The 19,557-nt window shown below is 58.1% G+C and carries 14 protein-coding genes; 6 read left to right on the forward strand and 8 right to left on the reverse strand.

Going from position 1 to position 19,557, the window contains the following annotated elements; all coding sequences use genetic code 11:
• Positions 1-13: 13 nt before the first annotated feature.
• From A3850_RS08050 to A3850_RS08070, 5 genes are all read right to left on the reverse strand, one after another.
• On the reverse strand, positions 14-1,243 hold the full coding sequence (locus A3850_RS08050; RefSeq protein ID WP_068215418.1) for a Gfo/Idh/MocA family protein: 1,230 nt from the start codon (positions 1,241-1,243) through the stop codon (positions 14-16).
• Between the two features lie 335 nt (positions 1,244-1,578).
• Positions 1,579-2,841 carry a LamG-like jellyroll fold domain-containing protein gene (locus A3850_RS08055; protein ID WP_068215419.1) on the reverse strand — a complete coding sequence of 421 codons (1,263 nt, stop codon included), beginning with the start codon at positions 2,839-2,841 and terminating at the stop codon, positions 1,579-1,581.
• Between the two features lie 79 nt (positions 2,842-2,920).
• Positions 2,921-3,331, reverse strand: coding sequence for a thiol-disulfide oxidoreductase DCC family protein (locus A3850_RS08060; protein WP_068215420.1), 411 nt, complete (start codon positions 3,329-3,331; stop codon positions 2,921-2,923).
• Between the two features lie 72 nt (positions 3,332-3,403).
• Positions 3,404-4,654, reverse strand: coding sequence for a metallophosphoesterase (locus A3850_RS08065; protein WP_068215422.1), 1,251 nt, complete (start codon positions 4,652-4,654; stop codon positions 3,404-3,406).
• 84 nt (positions 4,655-4,738) lie between these two features.
• Entirely contained in the window at positions 4,739-7,702 is a 2,964-nt protein-coding gene (locus A3850_RS08070) for a glycoside hydrolase family 3 N-terminal domain-containing protein (protein ID WP_068215428.1), read from the reverse strand.
• Positions 7,703-7,909: 207 nt separating this feature from the next.
• Between A3850_RS08070 and A3850_RS08075 the strand changes: the two genes are divergently transcribed.
• The gene (locus tag A3850_RS08075; protein ID WP_068215430.1) at positions 7,910-10,342 is read left to right on the forward strand and encodes a gliding motility-associated C-terminal domain-containing protein; all 2,433 of its coding nucleotides are present in this window, start codon (positions 7,910-7,912) and stop codon (positions 10,340-10,342) included.
• Positions 10,343-10,393: 51 nt separating this feature from the next.
• Here A3850_RS08075 and A3850_RS08080 read toward each other — a convergent pair whose 3' ends face one another.
• Positions 10,394-10,678 (reverse strand): hypothetical protein, encoded by a 285-nt coding sequence (locus A3850_RS08080; protein WP_068215432.1) that lies wholly within the window; start codon positions 10,676-10,678, stop codon positions 10,394-10,396.
• Between the two features lie 128 nt (positions 10,679-10,806).
• On the opposite strand from A3850_RS08080, the gene A3850_RS08085 reads away from it, so the two are divergent.
• Together A3850_RS08085 and A3850_RS08090 are read left to right on the forward strand one after the other, a co-directional pair.
• Positions 10,807-13,251, forward strand: coding sequence for a DUF5916 domain-containing protein (locus tag A3850_RS08085; protein WP_076639933.1), 2,445 nt, complete (start codon positions 10,807-10,809; stop codon positions 13,249-13,251).
• A gap of 112 nt (positions 13,252-13,363) precedes the next feature.
• Positions 13,364-14,971, forward strand: coding sequence for a SulP family inorganic anion transporter (locus A3850_RS08090; RefSeq protein ID WP_068215437.1), 1,608 nt, complete (start codon positions 13,364-13,366; stop codon positions 14,969-14,971).
• On the opposite strand, the gene A3850_RS08095 is transcribed toward A3850_RS08090, so the two are convergent.
• Together A3850_RS08095 and A3850_RS08100 are read right to left on the reverse strand one after the other, a co-directional pair.
• Positions 14,968-15,684 carry a hypothetical protein gene (locus A3850_RS08095; protein WP_068215438.1) on the reverse strand — a complete coding sequence of 239 codons (717 nt, stop codon included), beginning with the start codon at positions 15,682-15,684 and terminating at the stop codon, positions 14,968-14,970. The genes A3850_RS08090 and A3850_RS08095 overlap by 4 nt on opposite strands.
• Positions 15,685-15,815: 131 nt before the next feature.
• Positions 15,816-16,676: a LytTR family DNA-binding domain-containing protein gene (locus A3850_RS08100; RefSeq protein ID WP_068215440.1), complete on the reverse strand. Its 861-nt coding sequence runs from the start codon at positions 16,674-16,676 to the stop codon at positions 15,816-15,818.
• Positions 16,677-16,743: 67 nt separating this feature from the next.
• On the opposite strand from A3850_RS08100, the gene A3850_RS08105 reads away from it, so the two are divergent.
• From A3850_RS08105 to A3850_RS08115, 3 genes are read left to right on the forward strand one after another with little or no spacing between them, the layout of a single operon-like run.
• A complete protein-coding gene (locus A3850_RS08105) occupies positions 16,744-17,754 on the forward strand; it encodes a nucleoside hydrolase (RefSeq protein WP_197494014.1) in 1,011 nt (336 codons plus the stop codon).
• A gap of 44 nt (positions 17,755-17,798) precedes the next feature.
• Positions 17,799-18,902, forward strand: coding sequence for an endo-1,4-beta-xylanase (locus tag A3850_RS08110; protein WP_068215443.1), 1,104 nt, complete (start codon positions 17,799-17,801; stop codon positions 18,900-18,902).
• Complete coding sequence (locus A3850_RS08115; protein ID WP_068215445.1) at positions 18,892-19,413, forward strand: peptide-methionine (S)-S-oxide reductase; 522 nt, start codon at positions 18,892-18,894, stop codon at positions 19,411-19,413. The genes A3850_RS08110 and A3850_RS08115 overlap by 11 nt, the downstream gene beginning before the upstream one ends.
• Positions 19,414-19,557 lie beyond the last annotated feature (144 nt).

Raw genomic sequence — 19,557 nt, forward strand, 5'->3', positions numbered from 1 at the left:
TTCGTGCCAAATGCTATCCCACTAACTCGTTAGCTCGGATGCAACAGACGGTAGAAATGTAAGCCTCTTCAATGTCCGCCACGGGTTTCCGGCCGGTTTTGATCGCTTCCAAAAAATCCACGAAGTGGGCCCGCACGGCGGGGGCTACGTGTAGCTCAATATCTTTTTCATCGACGTCTTCGGGGAAGGCTTCCCGCTCGAAAGTGGCCCCTACGTAAACGGTTTCGTCCTCCTCGCGGCCCTTTCCCGGTCGCCACTCGTAGCCGAGGGTGCTGGCGCGGAGGGTGCCTTTTTCTCCGTAGAGGGTGAAGCTCCAGGGCCAGTCCGGGTCGGGTGCGGCACCCCAGGCGCGGTGCGTCCAGTGGACGTTCAAGCGGTGCTCCGGGTACTCGAAGATGGCCGTTTGGGTGTCCGTCGTATTGGCGTCCGCTTCCGTATCCACGTAGATGCCGCCGGTGCTGGAGATCCGTTCCGGCCAGCCCAGCCCGAGTAGCCAGCGCACGCAATCGAAGTAGTGGACGCACATATCACCGACGATGCCATTGCCATATTCCTGGAAAGCGCGCCATCGCCGGTGGGGGATGCCGCGGAAGGGGAGGCGTTTGGCTGGCCCGGTCCAGGCTACATAGTTGAAGTGAGCGGGCACTTCCTGAATTTCTCTGACGGCCCGGTCGCGCATGTGGTAGTAGCAACTCATTTCTACGTGGTGGATGGTGCCAATCTTTCCTGAATCCAAGTATTGCTCCTTCATCTCCAGGAGGTGGGGCGTGCTGCGCCGTTGCAGGGCCACCTGCACGGTCCGGTCTGACTTTCGGGCGGCCTTCAGGATGCGCTTCGCTTCCTTTTCCGTCCGGCTGATTGGTTTTTGGAGGTAGAGGTGGCAGCCGGCGGCGAGGCAGTCCAGGGCCATCTTCTCGTGCCAGTGGTCGGGCGTTTCGATGAGGGCAATGTCCGGCTTTTCCGTGGCGAGCATTTCTCGGTAGTCCGCGTAGCGCCGCGGCTGCTGCTCTGGGTGGCGTTCGCGCAGCCATTCGTAAGCCGCGTCCAGTTGCTGGCTATCCACGTCACACAGCCCGACGACCTCCACCTCGGCTACCTGCAGCAGGCGAAAGAGGTCCATCTTCCCATACCACCCCGTCCCGATGAGCACGACCCGGTGTTCCGTTTTCCGGCGCTGCCGCGGGTGCAGGGCGGGAAGGGTAAGCAAGACGGGCGTGGCGGTAATGAAATGGCGACGGTTCATGGCCATTAAGGTATTGCACGTGGATGGAATGGGGGGCGCAAGCCCGATAATTCGCGCACTACAGCTAGTCCCGGAGGGGCGTCTATCGTAGCGAGGGACCGCGCCAGCAGCAGCGAAGCTCATGCTTCCCCTCGTTTTCGTTTGTTTTCGTTTTCCCTCTCGTTTTCGTTTTCCCCTCGTTTATGTCTCTTACCTCAGGAAACATCGGATCGCGTAATCCTCTCCCCCGGCCCCTTTCGCTTCGCGGCTACTTCGTGGTCCAAAGGAGAGGGGAGACGTCACAGGCGTAGAGACGTCACGGGCGTATCATTCACGGCCGAAACGTGGCCCCCCCCCTACCGCAAAACCACCACACTCCCCGAACGGACTTCCTCCACCCCCTCACAACGGTAAACCACCCGCCAGACGGCGATACCGGGCTCGACGGGTTCTCCGTTGAAGGTGCCATCCCAACGGGCAAAGGCATCGTCGGACTTGAACATCTGGCCGCCGTACCGATCGTAGATCTCGAAGCTGAGGAGTTCTGAAACGGCGAAGGGATTGGAGATGCCAAAGGTTTCGTTGGCCGTGGGGCCGATCCCATTCGGGGTGAAGGCCGTAGGGAAAAAGACCTCCGAGCAATCCAGCAACTCTGGGTCGATAACTTGCAGGACGATGCTGTCCCGCGCCACGCAGCCGGATTCCGCATCTTCAATGGAGACGGTAAAGGATTGGGTGCCGGCCTGCACCGGCGTGATGGTCGGTTCCGCAATGGCGGGGTTATCCACGCCTTCCGTGGGCGTCCAGTTGAAGAGGACGCCGCAGGGGCTGTTTAGGTCGATCGGTACCTCTTCACCGAGGAAGATCCGGCGGGTATCGTTTTGGATGCGATCGGGCGCCAGGTAGAGGCCGGCCACTTCGTTGGTGGAGAGCGCCCGCCCGTAAACGCGGAGCTCATCGATGAGGCCCTCGAAGGGGACTTCCCCGTTGTTGCGGCAATTGGTGGAGCCGATGGTGAGTTCCCCCGTGTTTTCGATATCGACGCGGCTGGCCGTCCGGGCTTCCCCCACTTCCTCGGTATTGATGAAAAGCTTGACACTGTTCAGCTCGCGGGTGATGACGACGTGCTGCCAGCAGTTCTCGTTGGTGATCTGGTGGTCGATCCGAGCTTCCTGGTTATCCTGCCGCAGCGTGAGGGAAATCAGGCGGGTGAGTGGGGCGTAGCGAAGGGTGAAGAACTTCCCGTCCATACAGTTCGTATCCCGTTTGGAGACCAGGAACTGGGTGGCGGTGGAGTTGCCGATGGGTTTGAAGTAAAGGCTCAGCGAGAAGTCTTCGGAATCAAATTCCCGGTTAACGTTGCCCGTATTGCCACCGGGGATACTGAGGAAGTCTTCTCCATTCAGCGAAAGGGAGCTGGACGATACACCGCAACCAAACTCCGGCATGCCGGTGGCTACCCCAACGTTCTGGCTATCGCCGGTCGCATCCTCAAAGTTACCGTCGAAGGTGAAGTGAGCGGTCAAACCGATTTCGGTTGGCCCCTGTCCGTACACCGCACCTGCGGCAGCGCCGAAAAAGAGAAAAGAGCTCAGCAGAAAGAGGTAAGAATTGCGCATACGTTGGGATTACGAGCCGCGAAGGTAAGGGATTTTGCGGCTCGTTACTCAACGCCCGGGCGGGAGAGAATAGTGCGGATTAACCGACGAATCGCGCCTTCCACTCGGGGCGAGGCAGCATGCATTCTTCCCGTTTGCCGAACCACCGGTAACGGTTGCGGGCAATGAATTTGTAGACCCCGTCGCGCAAAAACCGGGGGAAGAAACCGCCCGCGCGGGCTAGCTTGCCGTAGAGACCGCCGAGTTCCCGGCCGGCTCCCAACGCCGCGTCACTGTAGAGGTAGGCGCGGCCATCCTGGTACAGCACTAAACTATCGAGCGTGGTAGGGTCGACGCCAGCCTCGGGCAGTAATTCCCGCGCCAGGTCGGACTGCAAACTGGCAAAACGCAGTTCACCCAGCCGGTCGTTCTTGAGGAACCACTGTACCGCCCCGTTGCAGAGGTTGCAAACGCCGTCGAAGAAGAGGATAGGGGAAGAGGGTTGGGGCACGGGGGCTTTTGGTATGAATAACAGACTTTAGGGACGGGGGGTTGGATCGGTTTATAGTCGGGTAGTACCGTACTACCCAACTACCCGACTAAGTACTACCCGCTCTCCCAAAGCATTCACCCGAAACGCCTTCCCTTCCTCAAACAGCAGGCCCTGCGTTTGCGCGCTGAATTTTTCTTCGGCGTGTTGCACGTCAATCCGGAATAGCGATCCGTTGTAGTCGGTGGAGACTTCTTCTACGATGGAATGGCCAATGATGAGGTGGTTTACTCCGTAGGTCTTCAAAATGGAGGCGTACTCTGCGTCGGATAGCTTTTCTTTTCCACCGTAGGGGCGGACCATAGTACGGCTCCAAAGAGGCCCCAATTTGTCATCGTACAACAACTCCGTTTCGGCGTTCTCGACTCCTCCATCGATGGAGTTCCAAAAAACCTGATTCACTTTTTCGATATCCCAGCCCGCCTTTGCGAATTCCGGACTGATGCCGGCGTGGACAAATAGCTTATTGCCAATTTGCAGCATGACAGGTTGTTTTTTTAGCCAGGCTACCAGGATGTTCTCGTCGTTCATCAATTCCGCAAAGGCGGGTACGGGTTGTTCAATCCCAGTAGCCGCCTGAGCAAAAGCGATGAGACGGGAATGGGCGCTTTTGGGGTAGGCCGTCAAATTCCAGTGTTCGTGGTTGCCGTTGATGAAATGTAGTTTGCCGCCGGCCTGCTCCGCCTGGCCCTGGAGCTCATACAGTAACCATAAGCAGGCCAGCACGTTTCTGCCCCGATCGACGAAATCTCCATTGCAGACGACGTGGCCGTTCCCAAAATTCCAGCGGTAATCCTCCGTCATTACTCCATTCGCGGTGAGGAGGCCGTAGAGTGCGTTGAAGTTACCCTCCATATCGGAAAGCGCCAGTAACTTGGGTTGTGGGCCATACACGACCGGGCGCGACTCAGGCGTACCGCGCAGCGTAACCGTGAATTTATCTTTATCCGTATTATCGACCTTAACCGTAAACTGAAGACTATCCCTCAGTGGCAACACCGATTTAACGACGGTATATTTTTCGGAAGCTTCCCCAACGACGTACGCCATTTCCAGGCTATCCGCACCGAGGCGTTTTACGATGGGGCCATCGATGCCGTCGAGCTGGTAATCCAAGAAACCAAAAAATATAAACCGGTCATTGGCTTCATCGTACTTCAAATACCGCAGCGAACCATCGAAGCGGCCGTAGGTGCCGTTGTACCTAACCTGATACAGCCCGAATAGCAGGAATAAAATGCATAAGCCGGCCATTACGGCGAGTGAAATTTTGAGCTTTTTCACTGTGTAAGGTTTAGGGTGTTTAAGTAGTCGGGTAGTCGGGTAGTACGGTAGCACTACGCTACTACCCGACAACCCTACTAAATACTATTTACCAAAAGTCCGCGAAGGCAACAAACTCTGGTACGCCGCCGCGTGCACCCGCAATCGCGTATCCAACTTGCCAAACTTATTATTATTCATCGAGGGGTAAGTGCGGTTGGAGAGTACAATCACGATTAAATCCTCCACCGGGTCGGCCCAGGCGCAAATGCCCGTGAAACCTAGGTGGCCGAAGGCTTGGTCAGAGGCCTGCTGCGCCATGTTCTGGCTCTTGTCCTCGTCGAGTTGCTTCATGTCGAAGCCGATGCCCCGCCGGGTTTCACCGGGGAAACGAGTCGTGAATTGCCGGACGGTTTCGGGGCGGATGTACTGCACGCCACCGTAGTTCCCCTCCTGCAGCAACATCTGAAAGATCGTCGCCAGGTCCCGCGCCGAACCGAAGAGGCCGGCGTGGCCACTCACCCCGCCGAGCATTGCCGCGCCCATGTCGTGGACGCTCCCGTGCACGGTCGCCATCCGGAAGTAAGTGTCCTTCTCCGTGGGCGGGATGCGGTTTTTGGAAAAAGTGCGCAACGGATTAAACGTCATCGTTTCCAGACCCATTGGCCGGTAGAAATTGCGCGCGGCGTATTCGTCCACCGTCAGCCCACTCACCCGGTCGATGATGCGGGCGGAGAGGTAAAGACCGAGATCACTGTACCGGTATTGCCCCTTATTCGGAAGTTCGTTGGTGTAAAGCTGGAGCCACATCGAATCGAGGTACTCCGCCTTCATGAACATCCGGTCGGTAACGGGAATGACGTAGTCGCCCGTCTGCCGGTTGCTGTACCACTGCCGCTTGGGCTGCCCCTTATCGTCGAGGGTATTCTTGTAGAAGGGAATCCAGCTGCGTAGCCCGGACCGGTGGGCCAGCATCGGCCGCAGGGTAAGGAATTCTACGGCGGTGCCCCGCGTTTCGGGGAGGTAGTTACTGATGGGGACGTCCAGGTTCACCCGGCCTTCGTCTACCAATTTCATTAGGGATATCGTCGTCGCGGCCACCTTAGTCACCGAGGCAAGGTCGAAGATATCCGTTGTTTTAGTCCGGCGTTGTTTGCTGTACGTGTGGTGGCCGTAGGCTTTTTCGTAGACGATCTTTCCGTTGCGGGCCACCAGGGCCACCATGCCGGGGGTAGCTTTTTTGGCCATCGCCTCGCGGGCGAGTTGGTCGATCTTGGCGGTCAGCAGGTTACCGTCCAGCCCGACCGCTTCCGGGGCGTCGAAGCCCATTTTGAAGACGGCGGCCGTCTCCACGCCGGCGTTGAAGGCGCTAGTTGGGCTGGCCGTTACGGGCAGGCGTCCATTGATCTTGTTCGCACCGAAGAGGGCCTTGGCGGCGGCGTCCTGGGCAACGTCGTCGCGGCTGTAGGCCATCAAAACGGTTGGCACCTCGTCCAGTTCGCTAAGTGAGTAGGGGTTGCCGAAGACGGAGACGACCAGTTCGGCCCGCTCGTCCAACTGCCGGAGCAGGGTACGGACACCGTTGGAGATCGGCACTTTTTCGAGGAAACGGCTACCATCGCTGTACAGGGCCACCACCACGCGGTCGTTGTTACCTACGTTGCGGAGGATGCGGTCCCGATCCGTAGCGTTTAGCCCGTAGCTCGCGTTGAGGTGGGTCACTTTTGCGTAGTCGTTCATCCGGCGGCTAAAGGGGGTGGGGGCGTTCTGGCCGATGTGTACGGCTACCACTTTACCTCCCATCGGCTGGCTGAGGGGAAGGAGACGCTCCTGGTCCCGCACCAGCGTCATGGCGTGCTCGAAGAGGCGTTGTTTGAGGTCGTAGGCTTCCGGGGTATTGAGATTGCCCCGCAGGTTGGTGAGGCTGGGCCGGTCCACCCGTTTCAGGATGCCGAGGCGGTGCTTGGCCAGTAGGATGCGGCGCGCCTTTTCGCGGATGTCCTCGCGGCTGATGCGCCCTTCCTCGACGTAGCGTTTAATGGCCCGGAAGGCATCCGGCGTGCTTTCGGGGAGCAACAAAATGTCGGAGCCGGCGGCGATGGCTTCCGCCTCCACTTCGCCGTCACCGTAGTGCTTCGTTACGCCCTTCATTTCGAGGCCATCGGTGAAGACGAGGCCAGTAAAGCCCATGTCTTTGCGCAACAGATCGTAGACGATCGGGCGGCTCAGACTACTCGGGCGGTTCTGCCGGTCGTCGAGGGCCGGTACCTGCAGGTGGGCGGCCATCACGGAGCCAATTCCGTAGCGGACGAGGGCCTGGAAGGGGTAGAGTTCGAGGCTATCCAGCCGCTCCCGCCCGTGGGCGATCACCGGGAGGTCGTAGTGGCTATCCACCCCCGTATCCCCGTGGCCGGGGAAGTGTTTGGCGCTGGCCAGGATGCCATTTTCCTGCAGCCCCCGCATGAATTGGTAGCCCTTGATCGTCACGTTATAGCGGTCCTCCCCGAAACTCCGGGTGTTGATTACGGGGTTGTTCGGGTTGTTATTTATGTCCAGCACAGGGCTGAAACTCACGTGTACGCCCATCCGCCGCAGTTGTCGGGCAATCTCTTTCCCCAGGTCGTACACCTGTTGGTTATCGCGGATGGCCCCGAGCGCGATCTGCTTCGGGAAGCTGATCGTTTGCTTCGGCAGCCGCATCCCCAGCCCCCATTCGGCGTCCATACTCACCATAATTGGTACGCGGGCCAGGTCTTGGTACGTATTCGTCAGTTCCAGCTGCTTTTCGGGCGTCCCCTGGAAGAAACAGAGCCCCCCAACGTGGTAGTCCTTGATCTCCCTTTTCACGTGGGCGATGTGGTCGGCCCCCAGGTCGGAGTGGGCGCGGATCATCATCAGTTGGCCGATCTGTTCTTCAAAACTCAGTTGGTCCAGCACGCTCATCACGGCCGTTTCCTCCTCCGGCGTCATTCGCGAGAGGTCCGCCACGTAGGGCATTTGGGCGCTGACGCAGGTGCCAAGGAAAAGGGTGAGTGCAGCAGTAAACAGAAAGCAGCGAATACGTGTCATTTGGGATCAGTTATTGGGAAGACTAAACGTAAGGTAAGCAAGGCGGGTGGATAATTTCCGGGCGCCTTACTAAGAACCCGCCCTCACGTCCGCTTATTTCTTCCGCTGCGGGAATGACGCAATAAAATTTACTCCTACCCATCCTACGTAAATGGACGTTTAAGGACCGCTCCCTACCTTAAAGGCCTATCCAACAAGCACCTATAAATGAAGCCCGCCCCGCACGTGTTGATGTTCTTCGCCGGAATGCGGACCTGCTGTTCCCTGCTACTGGTGCTGTGCTGCCTGCCCGCAGCCAACGCCCAATTTTCCGAACTCCACCTGGACGCCGGCCGCAACGAAAGGGCCGACCGGGTGCTCGTGGTGGGCGACCACCTCATCGTAGCCGGCCTGACCGACGAGAACGTGGTTGACCGTACGGAGGCCATTTTTCACCGCCTTGATCGTAGTGGGAGCGTCGTCCAAACCACCCGCCTGGCCTCCAACCGCCGCAGTAGCTTCCGCGCCGCTACCCTTACAGAGGATGGCGGATTCATTCTCGGCGCCTGGAATAATACCCAGACGACGATCGACCAGTTAGCCTTCAACCGTTTCGACGCGGAGGCAAACGAAGTCGGCTCCTGGACGCTGGGAGATGAGGAATTGGACGAAGAGGTCCGCGACCTCATCTCCGTCGGGAACGACCGCTACTTGGCCGTCGGAAACGTCGGTTCCCGCGACGATGCCTTCGCGGCCTTGATTGATGGAGTAGGGGAGGTGATCTGGTGGCAAAACTTCCGCGTACCAGCCAACAACTTCAACATCTTCACTGACGCCGTGCTGGATGGAGACGAATTGGTCCTGATCGGCCACGGCATTGATGATAACACCACTCCGATGCTCTTCGCCCGCTTCTCGTTGGGGGGCGAACTGCTGGCCCACCGGCAATACCTCTCCTCCGGTGAACGGGCCAACGTAGACCGTTCACTCCTGCTATTGCCAAACGGCAACCTGGTGGTAACGACCACTTACCGCACGGAGGCGGACGAAGGCAACATCTTGGTCCTCACCCTTGACCCCGCTGGGGAAATCCTCAATCAATTCTCCTTCGGCGGGCCTGGCCGAGATCGAATCGCCGCCAGCGCCCTCGCCGCGGATGGCTCCCTGATTTTTGCCGGCCACTCCCGCACGCCAAGTGAGGAGTTTACGCGTAGCTTTCTCCTTAACGTTACGCCGGCGGGAGAAATCTTGCAACAGCGGTACCTAAGTAGCAGCAACCGATCACGCATCACTGATCTGATTCCTTCGGAGGACGGTGGCTACTATCTAAGTGGCTTCCTGGAGTGTGAAGAGAGATTAAACATGATGCTGCTCTACCTTACGGCTGACCTGGAACGTCCTGATGGCTGCAATTTGGGTTCTCCTGACCTGGAACTCCTGGCTTCACTACCAATTACGTCCAATTCGCCGGGGGTGGCGGAGGCTGAATCGATACCGACGTTAGCGGGCGCCCCATTAGCGGACGTGCAAGCGGCTACGTCGATCGACTTTTCCTGCATCTCCCTCACCTTTGATGAGGACGGTAACCGGACCATCGGCACCGGGGCGGATACTCACATTGCCTGGCCACCCACCTGCGGCCGGGAACCGATCCCACTTACCGATGTGGATTTGGAACTTCGGGGAGTTCCTGACTCTATGGTTTTCCGGGTGCCGGTGGGTTTTGAATTCGTCCTCGCGGGATCCCCTCTCGTTGCCAATACAGTGGCTGAGGAAATGACTGTCCGAACCGTATTCTACCCCACTTCAGCAGCGGAGGCGGAAAGCATTCTACGGGATCTAGCCATTCGCCCCGCGGGGCCTAATCCGCCACTGGGAGAAAGAGTGGTGATTAGCCGCTTCAACTTCCCCTGCGGCCGCCAACTGACGGGGCTGACGGAGTTCAATTACCTGGATACTGAATTGGACGTTGATTTGCCAGATACTACCCTTTGTCCCGGCGCCAGCGTCACCCTGGATGCCACTACCCCCGGTGCAACGGAGTATTTATGGGAGGGAACTGCTGGGCCAATCCTGGAAGTAGACCAGCCCGGAAGTTTTACCGTCCGTATCGGTAACGAATGCCGGACGGTATTCGATACGGTCAACGTAATGCTGGGTGCACCAAACCTAGTTACACCTGAATTGACGGACTTCACCCTCTGCCTGGGAGACTCGGTAAGTATTGACGCGACGGTGCCAGGGGCAGATCAGTATTTATGGTCCGACGATGCGGTGGGGCCCGAACGTTCCATCAATGCCATGGGGACCTATCGCTTAGCGGTAAATAACGCCTGCGAGAGGGTATCCATCCAGTTTAATGTTACTTCCATTGATTGCTGCCGTTTCTACTTACCCACCGCGTTTTCTCCGAATGGCGACGGCGTTAACGATACCTACCGCGCGGAACCTGCAGTGGCTACCTGTGAGGAAGTGCGCAACTTTGAGATGTCTGTCTACAATCGTTGGGGTGGACAACTCTACCGCAGCGAGGACCAACTAGCAGGTTGGGATGGCCGCTTTCGGGGTGAACCAGTCAGGGGAACCGTTCTCGTTGTAATCCGCTATCACTCTGGTATTGATTGGGTGGAATTACAGGAAGCTGTGTCGATACTTAGGTGATTTCGAGTAGCGGGTAAAGCCCACGGTGAAACCCAAAACCCAGAAACTGGGTCACTCTACCTTTACCGTTTCCCGTACCCGCTCGCGGATCTTGGCCAGTTCTTCGGCTAGCCAGGCGTCCAGGCCCCGGTACCAATCTTCGTGGGGGCTGGCGGTTGGGCACCCTCCGGCGAAGGGGATGCAAGCCGTCATCACGTGGGCGTGCTTACAGCTGGGGCATACGGCAGCGGTTTCGAAGGTATCCCAACTGTGGTTACAGCGGCTGCAAACCCAGTAAGGGCGGCCGTCGGGTTCCCAGTTGCATTTGGGGCAGGCGATGTGGATTTCCTGGGGCATAGCGTTGTCATTGGTAGTCAGGGGAAGAACGCCCCGGTGCGGAAGATCGTTGTTGAAAATCTATCGGCTGCGGTGCAACCCTCGAAAATTTAGCTCGTCACTCCGTACAACGCCCACGCTACCACCCGATGAAACTTGCCCTTACCTACCTCTTATTTGCTTGCTCTTTCGCCTTGTCCGCCCAGCAAAAACCCGTACTGACGGCGGTGCGAACGGAGGCACCCATCAAAATGGATGGCACCCTGGATGAAGCCGCCTGGTCCACCGCCAAGCCCGGGTCCAATTTTACAACCCTGAACCCGGTACCCGGTAAACCCGCCAGCGAACGGACGGAGGTGCGAGTGCTCTACAACAACGTGGGCCTCTACGTCGGGGCCATGCTCTACGACAGCCAGCCGGATAGCATCCTCCGGGAGCTGACCGAACGGGATGACCTCGGAAACACGGATTTCTTTGGCCTCTCCATCGACGCTTACAACAGCGGCCAGAACGGATTTACCTTTATCACCACCCCGGCCGAAGTCCAGTTCGACGCCCAGTTCTCCGTCAATGAAGGCGAGGACGAGAACTGGGACGCCGTCTGGGTGAGTAAGTCCGCCCTCCAGGCTGACGGGTGGTCCACGGAAATATTCATTCCCTATTCCGCCCTCCGTTTTCCCAGCCAGGACGTACAGCAGTGGACGATCAACTTCGTCCGCCAGATCCAGCGGAAGCGGGAGAAGGTCTTTTGGTCGGAGATCGACCCTAACGTGGATGGCTACTTCAACCAGAGTGGAAAGCTGGAGGGGCTGCGGAACATCAAAGCCCCCGTCCGGATCCAGGCTACCCCCTTCGTGGCGCTGTACGCCTTATCCGCCCGCCAGCCGGGGGACGACGGGGCTTCGACCGGCACCAGCATCACCGGGGGGATGGACCTCAAAGTTGGTCTCAACGAAGCCTTCACGCTGGACATGACCCTCGTGCCCGATTTCGGGGAGGCCCGTTCGGACGATCAGATCCTCAACCTGGGCCCCTTCGAGCAACGCTTCGATGAACAGCGCGCTTTCTTTACCGAGGGGACGGAACTCTTCAATAAAGGTGGCTTTTTCTACAGCCGCCGCGTCGGTGGGTCCAACCACAATCCCGGTGCCGTTTACGACCAAATGCGGGATGGCGAGACCATCATGGATAATCCCGGCCGGGCTACCCTTTACAATGCTTTCAAGATCACCGGCCGGACGGCTGGCGGAACCGGCGTCGGCTTCTTCAACGCCGTGGAGCAAAAGACTTACGCTACCCTCCAGAACGCGGAAGGGGAGGAGCGGCGCGTAAAGACCAACCCCCTCACCAACTACAACGTGGCGGTGGTGGACCAGAACCTACCCAATAATTCCTCCGTAACCCTGATCAATACTAACGTCCTGCGGGAGGGGAACGAAACGGACGCTAACGTGACCGGCCTCCTGTTTGATCTTCACAATAAGGCGAACGAGTACTCCGTCCGGGGTGATTTCGGGCTTTCCCAGCGCTTCCTGCCCGGGGAAAAAAGCACGGGCCACAAGGCCAGCCTCTCCCTGAACAAAATCTCCGGGAACTGGACCTGGACGCTAAGGGCCAGTGAGGAAAGTGATACCTACGATCCGAATGATCTGGGCTTGCTCTTCTCCAACAACGAGCGATTCTTCATGGGTAGGTTGGGCTACAATTACAATAAACCCTTCCTCAACGGTTTCTTCCTCAACGGTGGGGCGGGGGCCTGGGCGGGTTACGGTACCCTCTACACGAATGAGTTCACCAATGCGGGCACGGAGATGTGGGTGTACGCCCAAACCAAGCACTTCTGGAACCTTAATTTTTGGACGGAGACGGAATTTGCCAACAGCTACGACTACTTCGAGCCCCGGGTGGAAGGGCGCTACCTCATCAACCCCGCCTTCCGCAATTTCGGCGGATGGTTCGGGACGGACAATCGCAAGGCCGTCCGCTTCAACGGCAACTTCAATACCAACGGCTACTTCGGCGCGGACCGGTCGGACCTTTACCTCAACGCGAACCTCCGTTACCGGATGAGTGACCGCCTCAGCGTGAGCACCGGCGTCTTCCGTGGGCGCGACCGGAACGAGGTTGGCTATGTCCACCAGGAGACCGTAGCCGGTCCTGATCCCACCAGCCCCGGGCGTACGGACGTGTATATGGGCCGGCGGAACGTCACCAGCATTGATGGCAACGTCTCCGCCAAATACTCGTTCACCGCCAACATGACCCTGAACCTGCGTCTGCGCCATTATTGGAGTGGCGTGCGGTATAACAAATTTCATCTGCTGGGCGAAGAAGGAGATCTCCGCGATACGGATTACGCCGCCAACCACGACCGAGATTTTGATGCCTTCAACGTGGACCTGATCTACCGGTGGCGTTTCGCGCCGGGCTCCGATATGTTCCTGGTCTACAAATCGGCCATCACGGATTTTGATGAGCAGCGCGCCAATAACTTCGGAGAGAGTTTTCGCGACGTGTGGGGAGATACGCCCCGTAACGGATCGGTCTCCCTCAAGGTGATCTACTGGTTGGATTACGCCAGTTTGCGGGGGTGAAGGCAGGGCTAAGTCCGCCGCCGCCAGTGGCAGTGTACTCAAAGAAGGCCAAGCGGATAGGCTTTAACTTTAATAGGCATATATTGACCCTTCAAAGTAAAAGCTTACCACCTTGTCTGAAAAACCAAACTTAGCTGCCTCCTGGCGTAGCGACCTACCGGCATCAATTGTCGTTTTCTTCGTTGCCTTGCCCCTTTGTTTAGGAATTGCCTTGGCCTCCGGCGCCCCTGCCTTTTCGGGTCTGATCGCCGGCATCATCGGCGGCATCATCGTTGGCGCGCTTTCCGGGTCCCAAATTGGCGTTTCTGGCCCGGCGGCTGGTCTGGCGGCCATCGTGCTGACGGCCATTAGTGCTCTTGGGTTTCAGGATTTCCTCGTCGCCGTAGTGATTGGCGGCGCCATCCAAATTCTCTTTGGCGTCCTGCGGGCTGGAGTAATTGGTTACTACTTCCCGAGTTCCGTAATTAAGGGAATGTTGACGGGCATTGGCTTGATCATCATCCTTAAACAGATCCCTCACTTCCTGGGCTACGATAGTGACTTTGAAGGGGACGTTGCCTTCTGGCAGATCGACGGGGAGAACACCTTTACCGAGATCGTTAACGCCTTCGGTAATCCCAGCGTTGGCGCAACTACCATTGCCGTTATTGCCCTGGCTATCCTGCTGCTGTGGAGTAACGTGCTTTCCAAAAAGGGAAAGATCTTCACCCTCATTCAGGGGCCACTCGTAGCCGTGGCGGCGGGTATTGTTTACTACGTCGTTACGCAGGGAGACCCCACCTGGGGCATTTCGGATGAGCACCTGGTGCAAGTACCCGTCCCCGGTAGTTTTGACGATTTCCTCGGGCAGTTCACCTTCCCCAATTTTGGAGCCATCACCAATCCGGCGGTTTGGGTGACGGCGTTTACGATCGCGCTCGTGGCCAGTCTGGAAACCCTCCTTTGCGTAGAGGCAACTGACAAACTCGACCCCGCCCAGCGGGTTACGCCTACGAACCGGGAGCTCCTGGCGCAGGGTGCCGGTAACATGATCTCCGGCCTCATCGGTGGCCTACCCATCACTCAGGTGATCGTCCGTAGTTCTGCCAATATCCAGTCGGGTGGCAAGACCAAGGTGTCTGCAATTGTTCACGGTTTCTTCCTGTTGATCTCGGTGATTGCGGTGCCTACTTTACTGAATAAAATTCCCCTGGCCGTCCTGGCGGCGGTGCTCCTGATCGTTGGTTACAAATTGGCTAAACCTGCCACGGTGGCGGCCATTTACCGGTCCGGCTGGAAGCAATTCGTGCCCTACATCGTCACCGTCGTGGCCATCGTGTTTACGGATCTACTGACGGGGATTGGTCTCGGCTTGGTCGTAGCTATCATCATCATCCTGTACAAGTCTTACCAGAACAGCCACTTCCTCCACATGGTGGATAAGGAAGCTTCGGACGGGCACCATGAGGTGAAGATGACCCTCGCCGAAGAGGTGACCTTTTTCAACAAGGCCGCCATCCTGCGCGAGCTCGATGCCCTTCCCGAAGGTGCCAACCTGGAGCTGAACGTGACCAAAACGCGGTACCTCGACTACGACGTGGTGGAGATCCTCGAAAACTTTGCCGGCAAGGCCCGGGACCGGGACATCGACATCACCATCATTTCTAACAGGGGAACGGTGAAGAACCCACCCAGCTACATGGAGTTCTTCGACCTTGCACCGGCCGCTTCCGCGCACTAAGCCTTTGCGCGCTTTCCGTTTCCAAACTTAACCTTCCCGGCCCGCAGGCGCCGTTTATACCACTGGGTGAAGATCAGTCCGATGACGGTCGGCGCGATCCAGCCCGCCGTCTGGAGGTGGCCAGAAAACAAGTCGCCAAAAATGCGGTGGCCACCGAAGGCGAAAAAAGCCGTGAATCCCGCAATTGCCGTGATCACGATGTGGCGGATGTGTTCCTCCATCCAGTTGTATCCCTGAGGTTGTACGCCGCGGATCTCCCGTAAAAAGGTTGGCCAGGAAGAAAGCGTGCCCAGCACTCCAAATACGACTAGTAGGGAAGAGGATAAGTCTCCCCACCAACCCAAGCCCGCGCCGATCAGGTAGGGGCCGGCCGTCCCTAGAACCAGGCGGAAGGCGAAATCAATCCGCCGCATTTTTGGCGTGGAGCCCCGTTTGTGGCGCAGCACGGCGATTCCGTAGTACAACGGCCTTGCCGTCAGAAAGGCCAGGAAGCCGAGAAACAAGGCCTGCATCGTCCGCCCCTGCAAGTAGTTGATGATGGAAAGGAGAAAGGCGGTGGTGACGACCACCCACATCCCGTACACGTAGAATCGTCCGAACTGATTGTGCACCCGTCCACCCTTGCGCGCAAAGGCGGGTACGAAAAATAAGGCCAGGCTACTGAAGCCGGCAACGACGTGGACGATGAGAAGGATGCGATCGAGAAATTCCATGGCGAATAGCTTTTCTCAATGATAAGGGCGAAACCCAGTATCCATAAGGGCTGGGGCCGAATGACAAGGCTACCGGGACGAATGCACACGCTCCGGGATAGACGCCATATTCGCCTAATCAAGCTCTTCGATCAACCAAGTACCTCCTCCCGCAACCCCGCGACGAATCGGCGGCTCACGGGCACCTCTTCTTCCGCTGCCACCAGGTTCAGGCGGAGGCCCTGCGCGTTCCCACGGGCGGAAGTGACGTGAGCCGTGTTCACCAGGTAAGAGCGGTGGCACCGCCGCACAGTCGTGCCCACTAATTTCTCTTCCAGGGCGCTTAGGGTGGTGCGGATGGTTTCCTCCCTGGCCGCTCCGCCGTCGAGGTAGAGAACGCGGACGTAATTCTGGCGGCTTTCGCAGAAGAGCAGGGTTGCCGGGTCGAGGGCAAACTCTTCCGTCAGGGATACCAATTCCGTATGCGTTGGCGGGGTAGCTGGGGTGCTCAGTCCACCGAAGCGGGCCAGGCTGCCGGCCGCTCGCTGGTTATTGCGCTCGGCCTGCATTTGGATCAGGACCCCGCTCATCGCGATCGGGAAGAGGCCAATGAGGACCGTCGGTACCGTTACGCCCACCAGTACGACCCAGGAAAAGGCGCCCCAGCCGACGGTGAAGTTGTGGTAAATGAAATTGGCCAAGGAGATCAGTAGCAGCACGGCGGCGCAGTCGAGGATCCACTTCCCTAGCGTCCAGTTCGGCCCGCAGCGGTGCCAGCCGAATACTTGTTCGGTCACGTAGCTGTACGTGACGGCCACCAGGAAGGTGACCAATCCGTAACCCAAACAAATGGCGAAAGCGTTGGGGCCAAAATCCATCCCGAAGGGGCGCAACACGTAGAGGGCGGCGAAGATGAAGATGGCCGTCCGCAGGTGTCCCATGATCAGTCCCCGGTCGAATTCCCGGTCGGGGAAGGGTCGTTTGAGGGGATTACTGGGAAATGTGGCGGGCATGCTCGGATCTGGGTTCTCCCTCCAAGAATGCCATTTGCCCCACCGGGGTTGTGTGGTAATCCTTCCAATGACTTTATCTTTCGGCATGGCCAGTTATTCTTTCGTCTTTCGTTTTCCCACCCTTTGTTTGCTTGCCTGCCTCCTTTGCACCTGCGGCAGCGCCCAACCCGACGATTTGCAGGCGCTGCCGCAGGTGCCGGGAAATGGGGAAGGGACCGCCCCCCTCCACGAGTGGCCCACGGATAAAAAGATCCGCGTCATTCTCGATTCGGACACCGCCAACGAAATTGATGACCTCTTCGCCATCGCCCACGCCGTGCCGGATACGAGTATTGACCTGTTGGGACTGAGCTCCGTCCAGTGGTTTCACCACCTCAGCGGACCGAATACCGCCCAGCAAAGTCAGGTACTGAACGAAGAATTACTGACGCTGATGGGCCGGATGGACCTGCCCCACCCACTGGGTTCGGACATGATCATGGGCAAACCCTGGGGGGGCTACGAACCGCGGGATAGCCCCGCCGCGCGCTTCATCATCGAGCAGGCCCACGCCACGCCGGAGGGGGAGAAACTGGCCGTCGTCAGCATCGGTGCCGTGACCAACCTGGCCTCCGCCATCGCGCTGGACACGACTATTAAGGACAAGATCGTAGCCTACATGCTCGGCTTCCGGTACGATTTTGACGGAGGGTTTTGGAATAAGGACGAATTCAACATCCGCCGCGACCTCAACGCCGCGAACTACCTGCTGGATGCGGAAGGCCTCGAACTCCATGTGATGCCCATCTCCGTAGCCATCCAGTATACCTGGGACCGCGAACCCACCTTCGCCCACCTCGAAGACGCGAGAGAGTTGGGCGGGTATCTACGCCAACGCTGGGAAGACCACGGCGGACCCGGCGCCAGCCGTTGGACGATGTGGGACGTTGCCCTACTGCAGGCCTTCCTGAAACCGAAGCAGGCGGAGGAGATTGCCGTGGCCACCCCGCCGGAAAATACCGCCCGCAAAGTGTGGATGTATCAGGACATCGACGAAGCCCAGATGGAAAGCGATTTCTGGGAGCGGCTGACCGAGTGATATTTAGGACCTGCATCTTTGATTGATACCCAAACCAACCTGCCATGAACCACCGTTCACCTTTTGCCCCATTAATGCTCTTGCTGCTAGTGTTCGCTTGTGGAGAGCCAAAGGCTACGACGGATTCGGAGGAGGAAATGCCGGTGGAAAGTGCGGGGCAAGTGGGCCTGCACCACGCCGCCTCCTTCCCCATCGGCGGCGCCATCAACATCCGCAAGGTCATGCGCGATAGCCAACTGCGCGCCATTGTGCAGACTGAATTCAACAGCATCACCTCGACGAACGACATGAAGATGTACCGGATCGCCGGTGACCCCGGCCCGCTGGACTTCAGCCGGGCGGATTCCGTCGTCGCCTTCGCTAAAGCCAATGATCTCCGTGTTTTTGGCCACGCTTTGGTCTGGCACTACGCCCTGCCCGACCACATCGCCAACTTGAGCGCTAAGGAAATGGGCCCGTTCCTGGACGAATACGTGACGACCGTCGTTACTCGCTACAAGGACGACATTGACGGGTGGGACGTCGTAAACGAAGTCCTCGACACTAAAGGTGGGGAGATGCGGAATTCGCCCTTCCATCAAAAAATGGGGCGGGAGTACATCGATATAGCCTTCCGCGCCGCCCGTAAGGCGGACCCAGACGCGAAGCTCTTCATCAACGATTTTGGTACGGAGCGGGATACGGCCAAGCTGTCCGGCCTCCTCCAACTTGTGGCCGACCTCCAGGATGATCAGGTACCCATTGACGGTATCGGATTCCAGTGGCACCTCCAGATGCGGGACGACACCGCCGTGATCCGGAACAACCTGCGCCGGGCGGTGGCTACGGGATTGCTCATTCACGTGTCCGAGCTGGACCTCATTTTCAATACCCACAACGACGAGCGGGGTGGGGGAGAGGACGACGTACAGTTCGTCACACCGATGATGCTCGACGACCAGGCACAGATGTTCGAGACCGTCGCCCGGATCTACCGCGAAGAAGTTCCGCCCGCCCAACGCTACGGCATCACTTTCTGGGACTTCACCGACCGGGATACCTGGATCAAAGGCTTCTTCGATATGGGCGACTGGCCAACGATTTTCGACGATTCCCTCAACCGCAAACCGGGCTACTACGGCTTCGAGTACGGCATTCGTGAGCAGTAATCAAAGCGAGACGGACAGTAATGTCTTACGCCGGATCGCCCTCGGTGGTGGTTGCCACTGGTGCACGGAGGGGGTATTCATCTCTCTGCGTGGCGTGGAGAAAGTAGAGCAGGGCTGGGTAACTTCGGAGCCACCTGCGGATGCGTGGTCCGAAGCCGTCATCGTCCACTACGACCCGACGGTGGTAACAATCGCAACGCTGATTGCCGTCCACCTGGCCACCCACGCCGCGACGAAGGCGCACGCCCTGCGCCACCGGTACCGGTCCGCGATCTATTATTTTAACCCGGCTGACCGGGCACCGTTGGAACAGGAACTGGCGCGTGCGGCTGCCAGTTTTGATGAGCCAGTACTTACGGCCGTGCTACCATTTGTCGCTTTCAAACCGTCGCTGCCGGAGCACCAGGATTACTTCCGGTCGGATCCGGAAAAGCCCTTCTGCCAGCGTTTCATTTGGCCAAAATTGAGGGGATTGGAGACTGAGTTATTGAAGGGTGAGCTTTTCGATTAGCGTCAAGATTTATGAAGGAATGGTGACCGCCCAATTTCGCGGAAGTCAAAGAAGAAAGAGAACGGACAGTTTGGACGTCAGCTGGCAGCTACTGCCCGCCGCCAAATTTCCTATCTTTACTATTACTTTGCCTCGTAATCTCAA

Origin of the sequence: Lewinella sp. 4G2, from assembly GCF_001625015.1 — a bacterium.
Lineage (GTDB): Bacteria > Bacteroidota > Bacteroidia > Chitinophagales > Saprospiraceae > Neolewinella.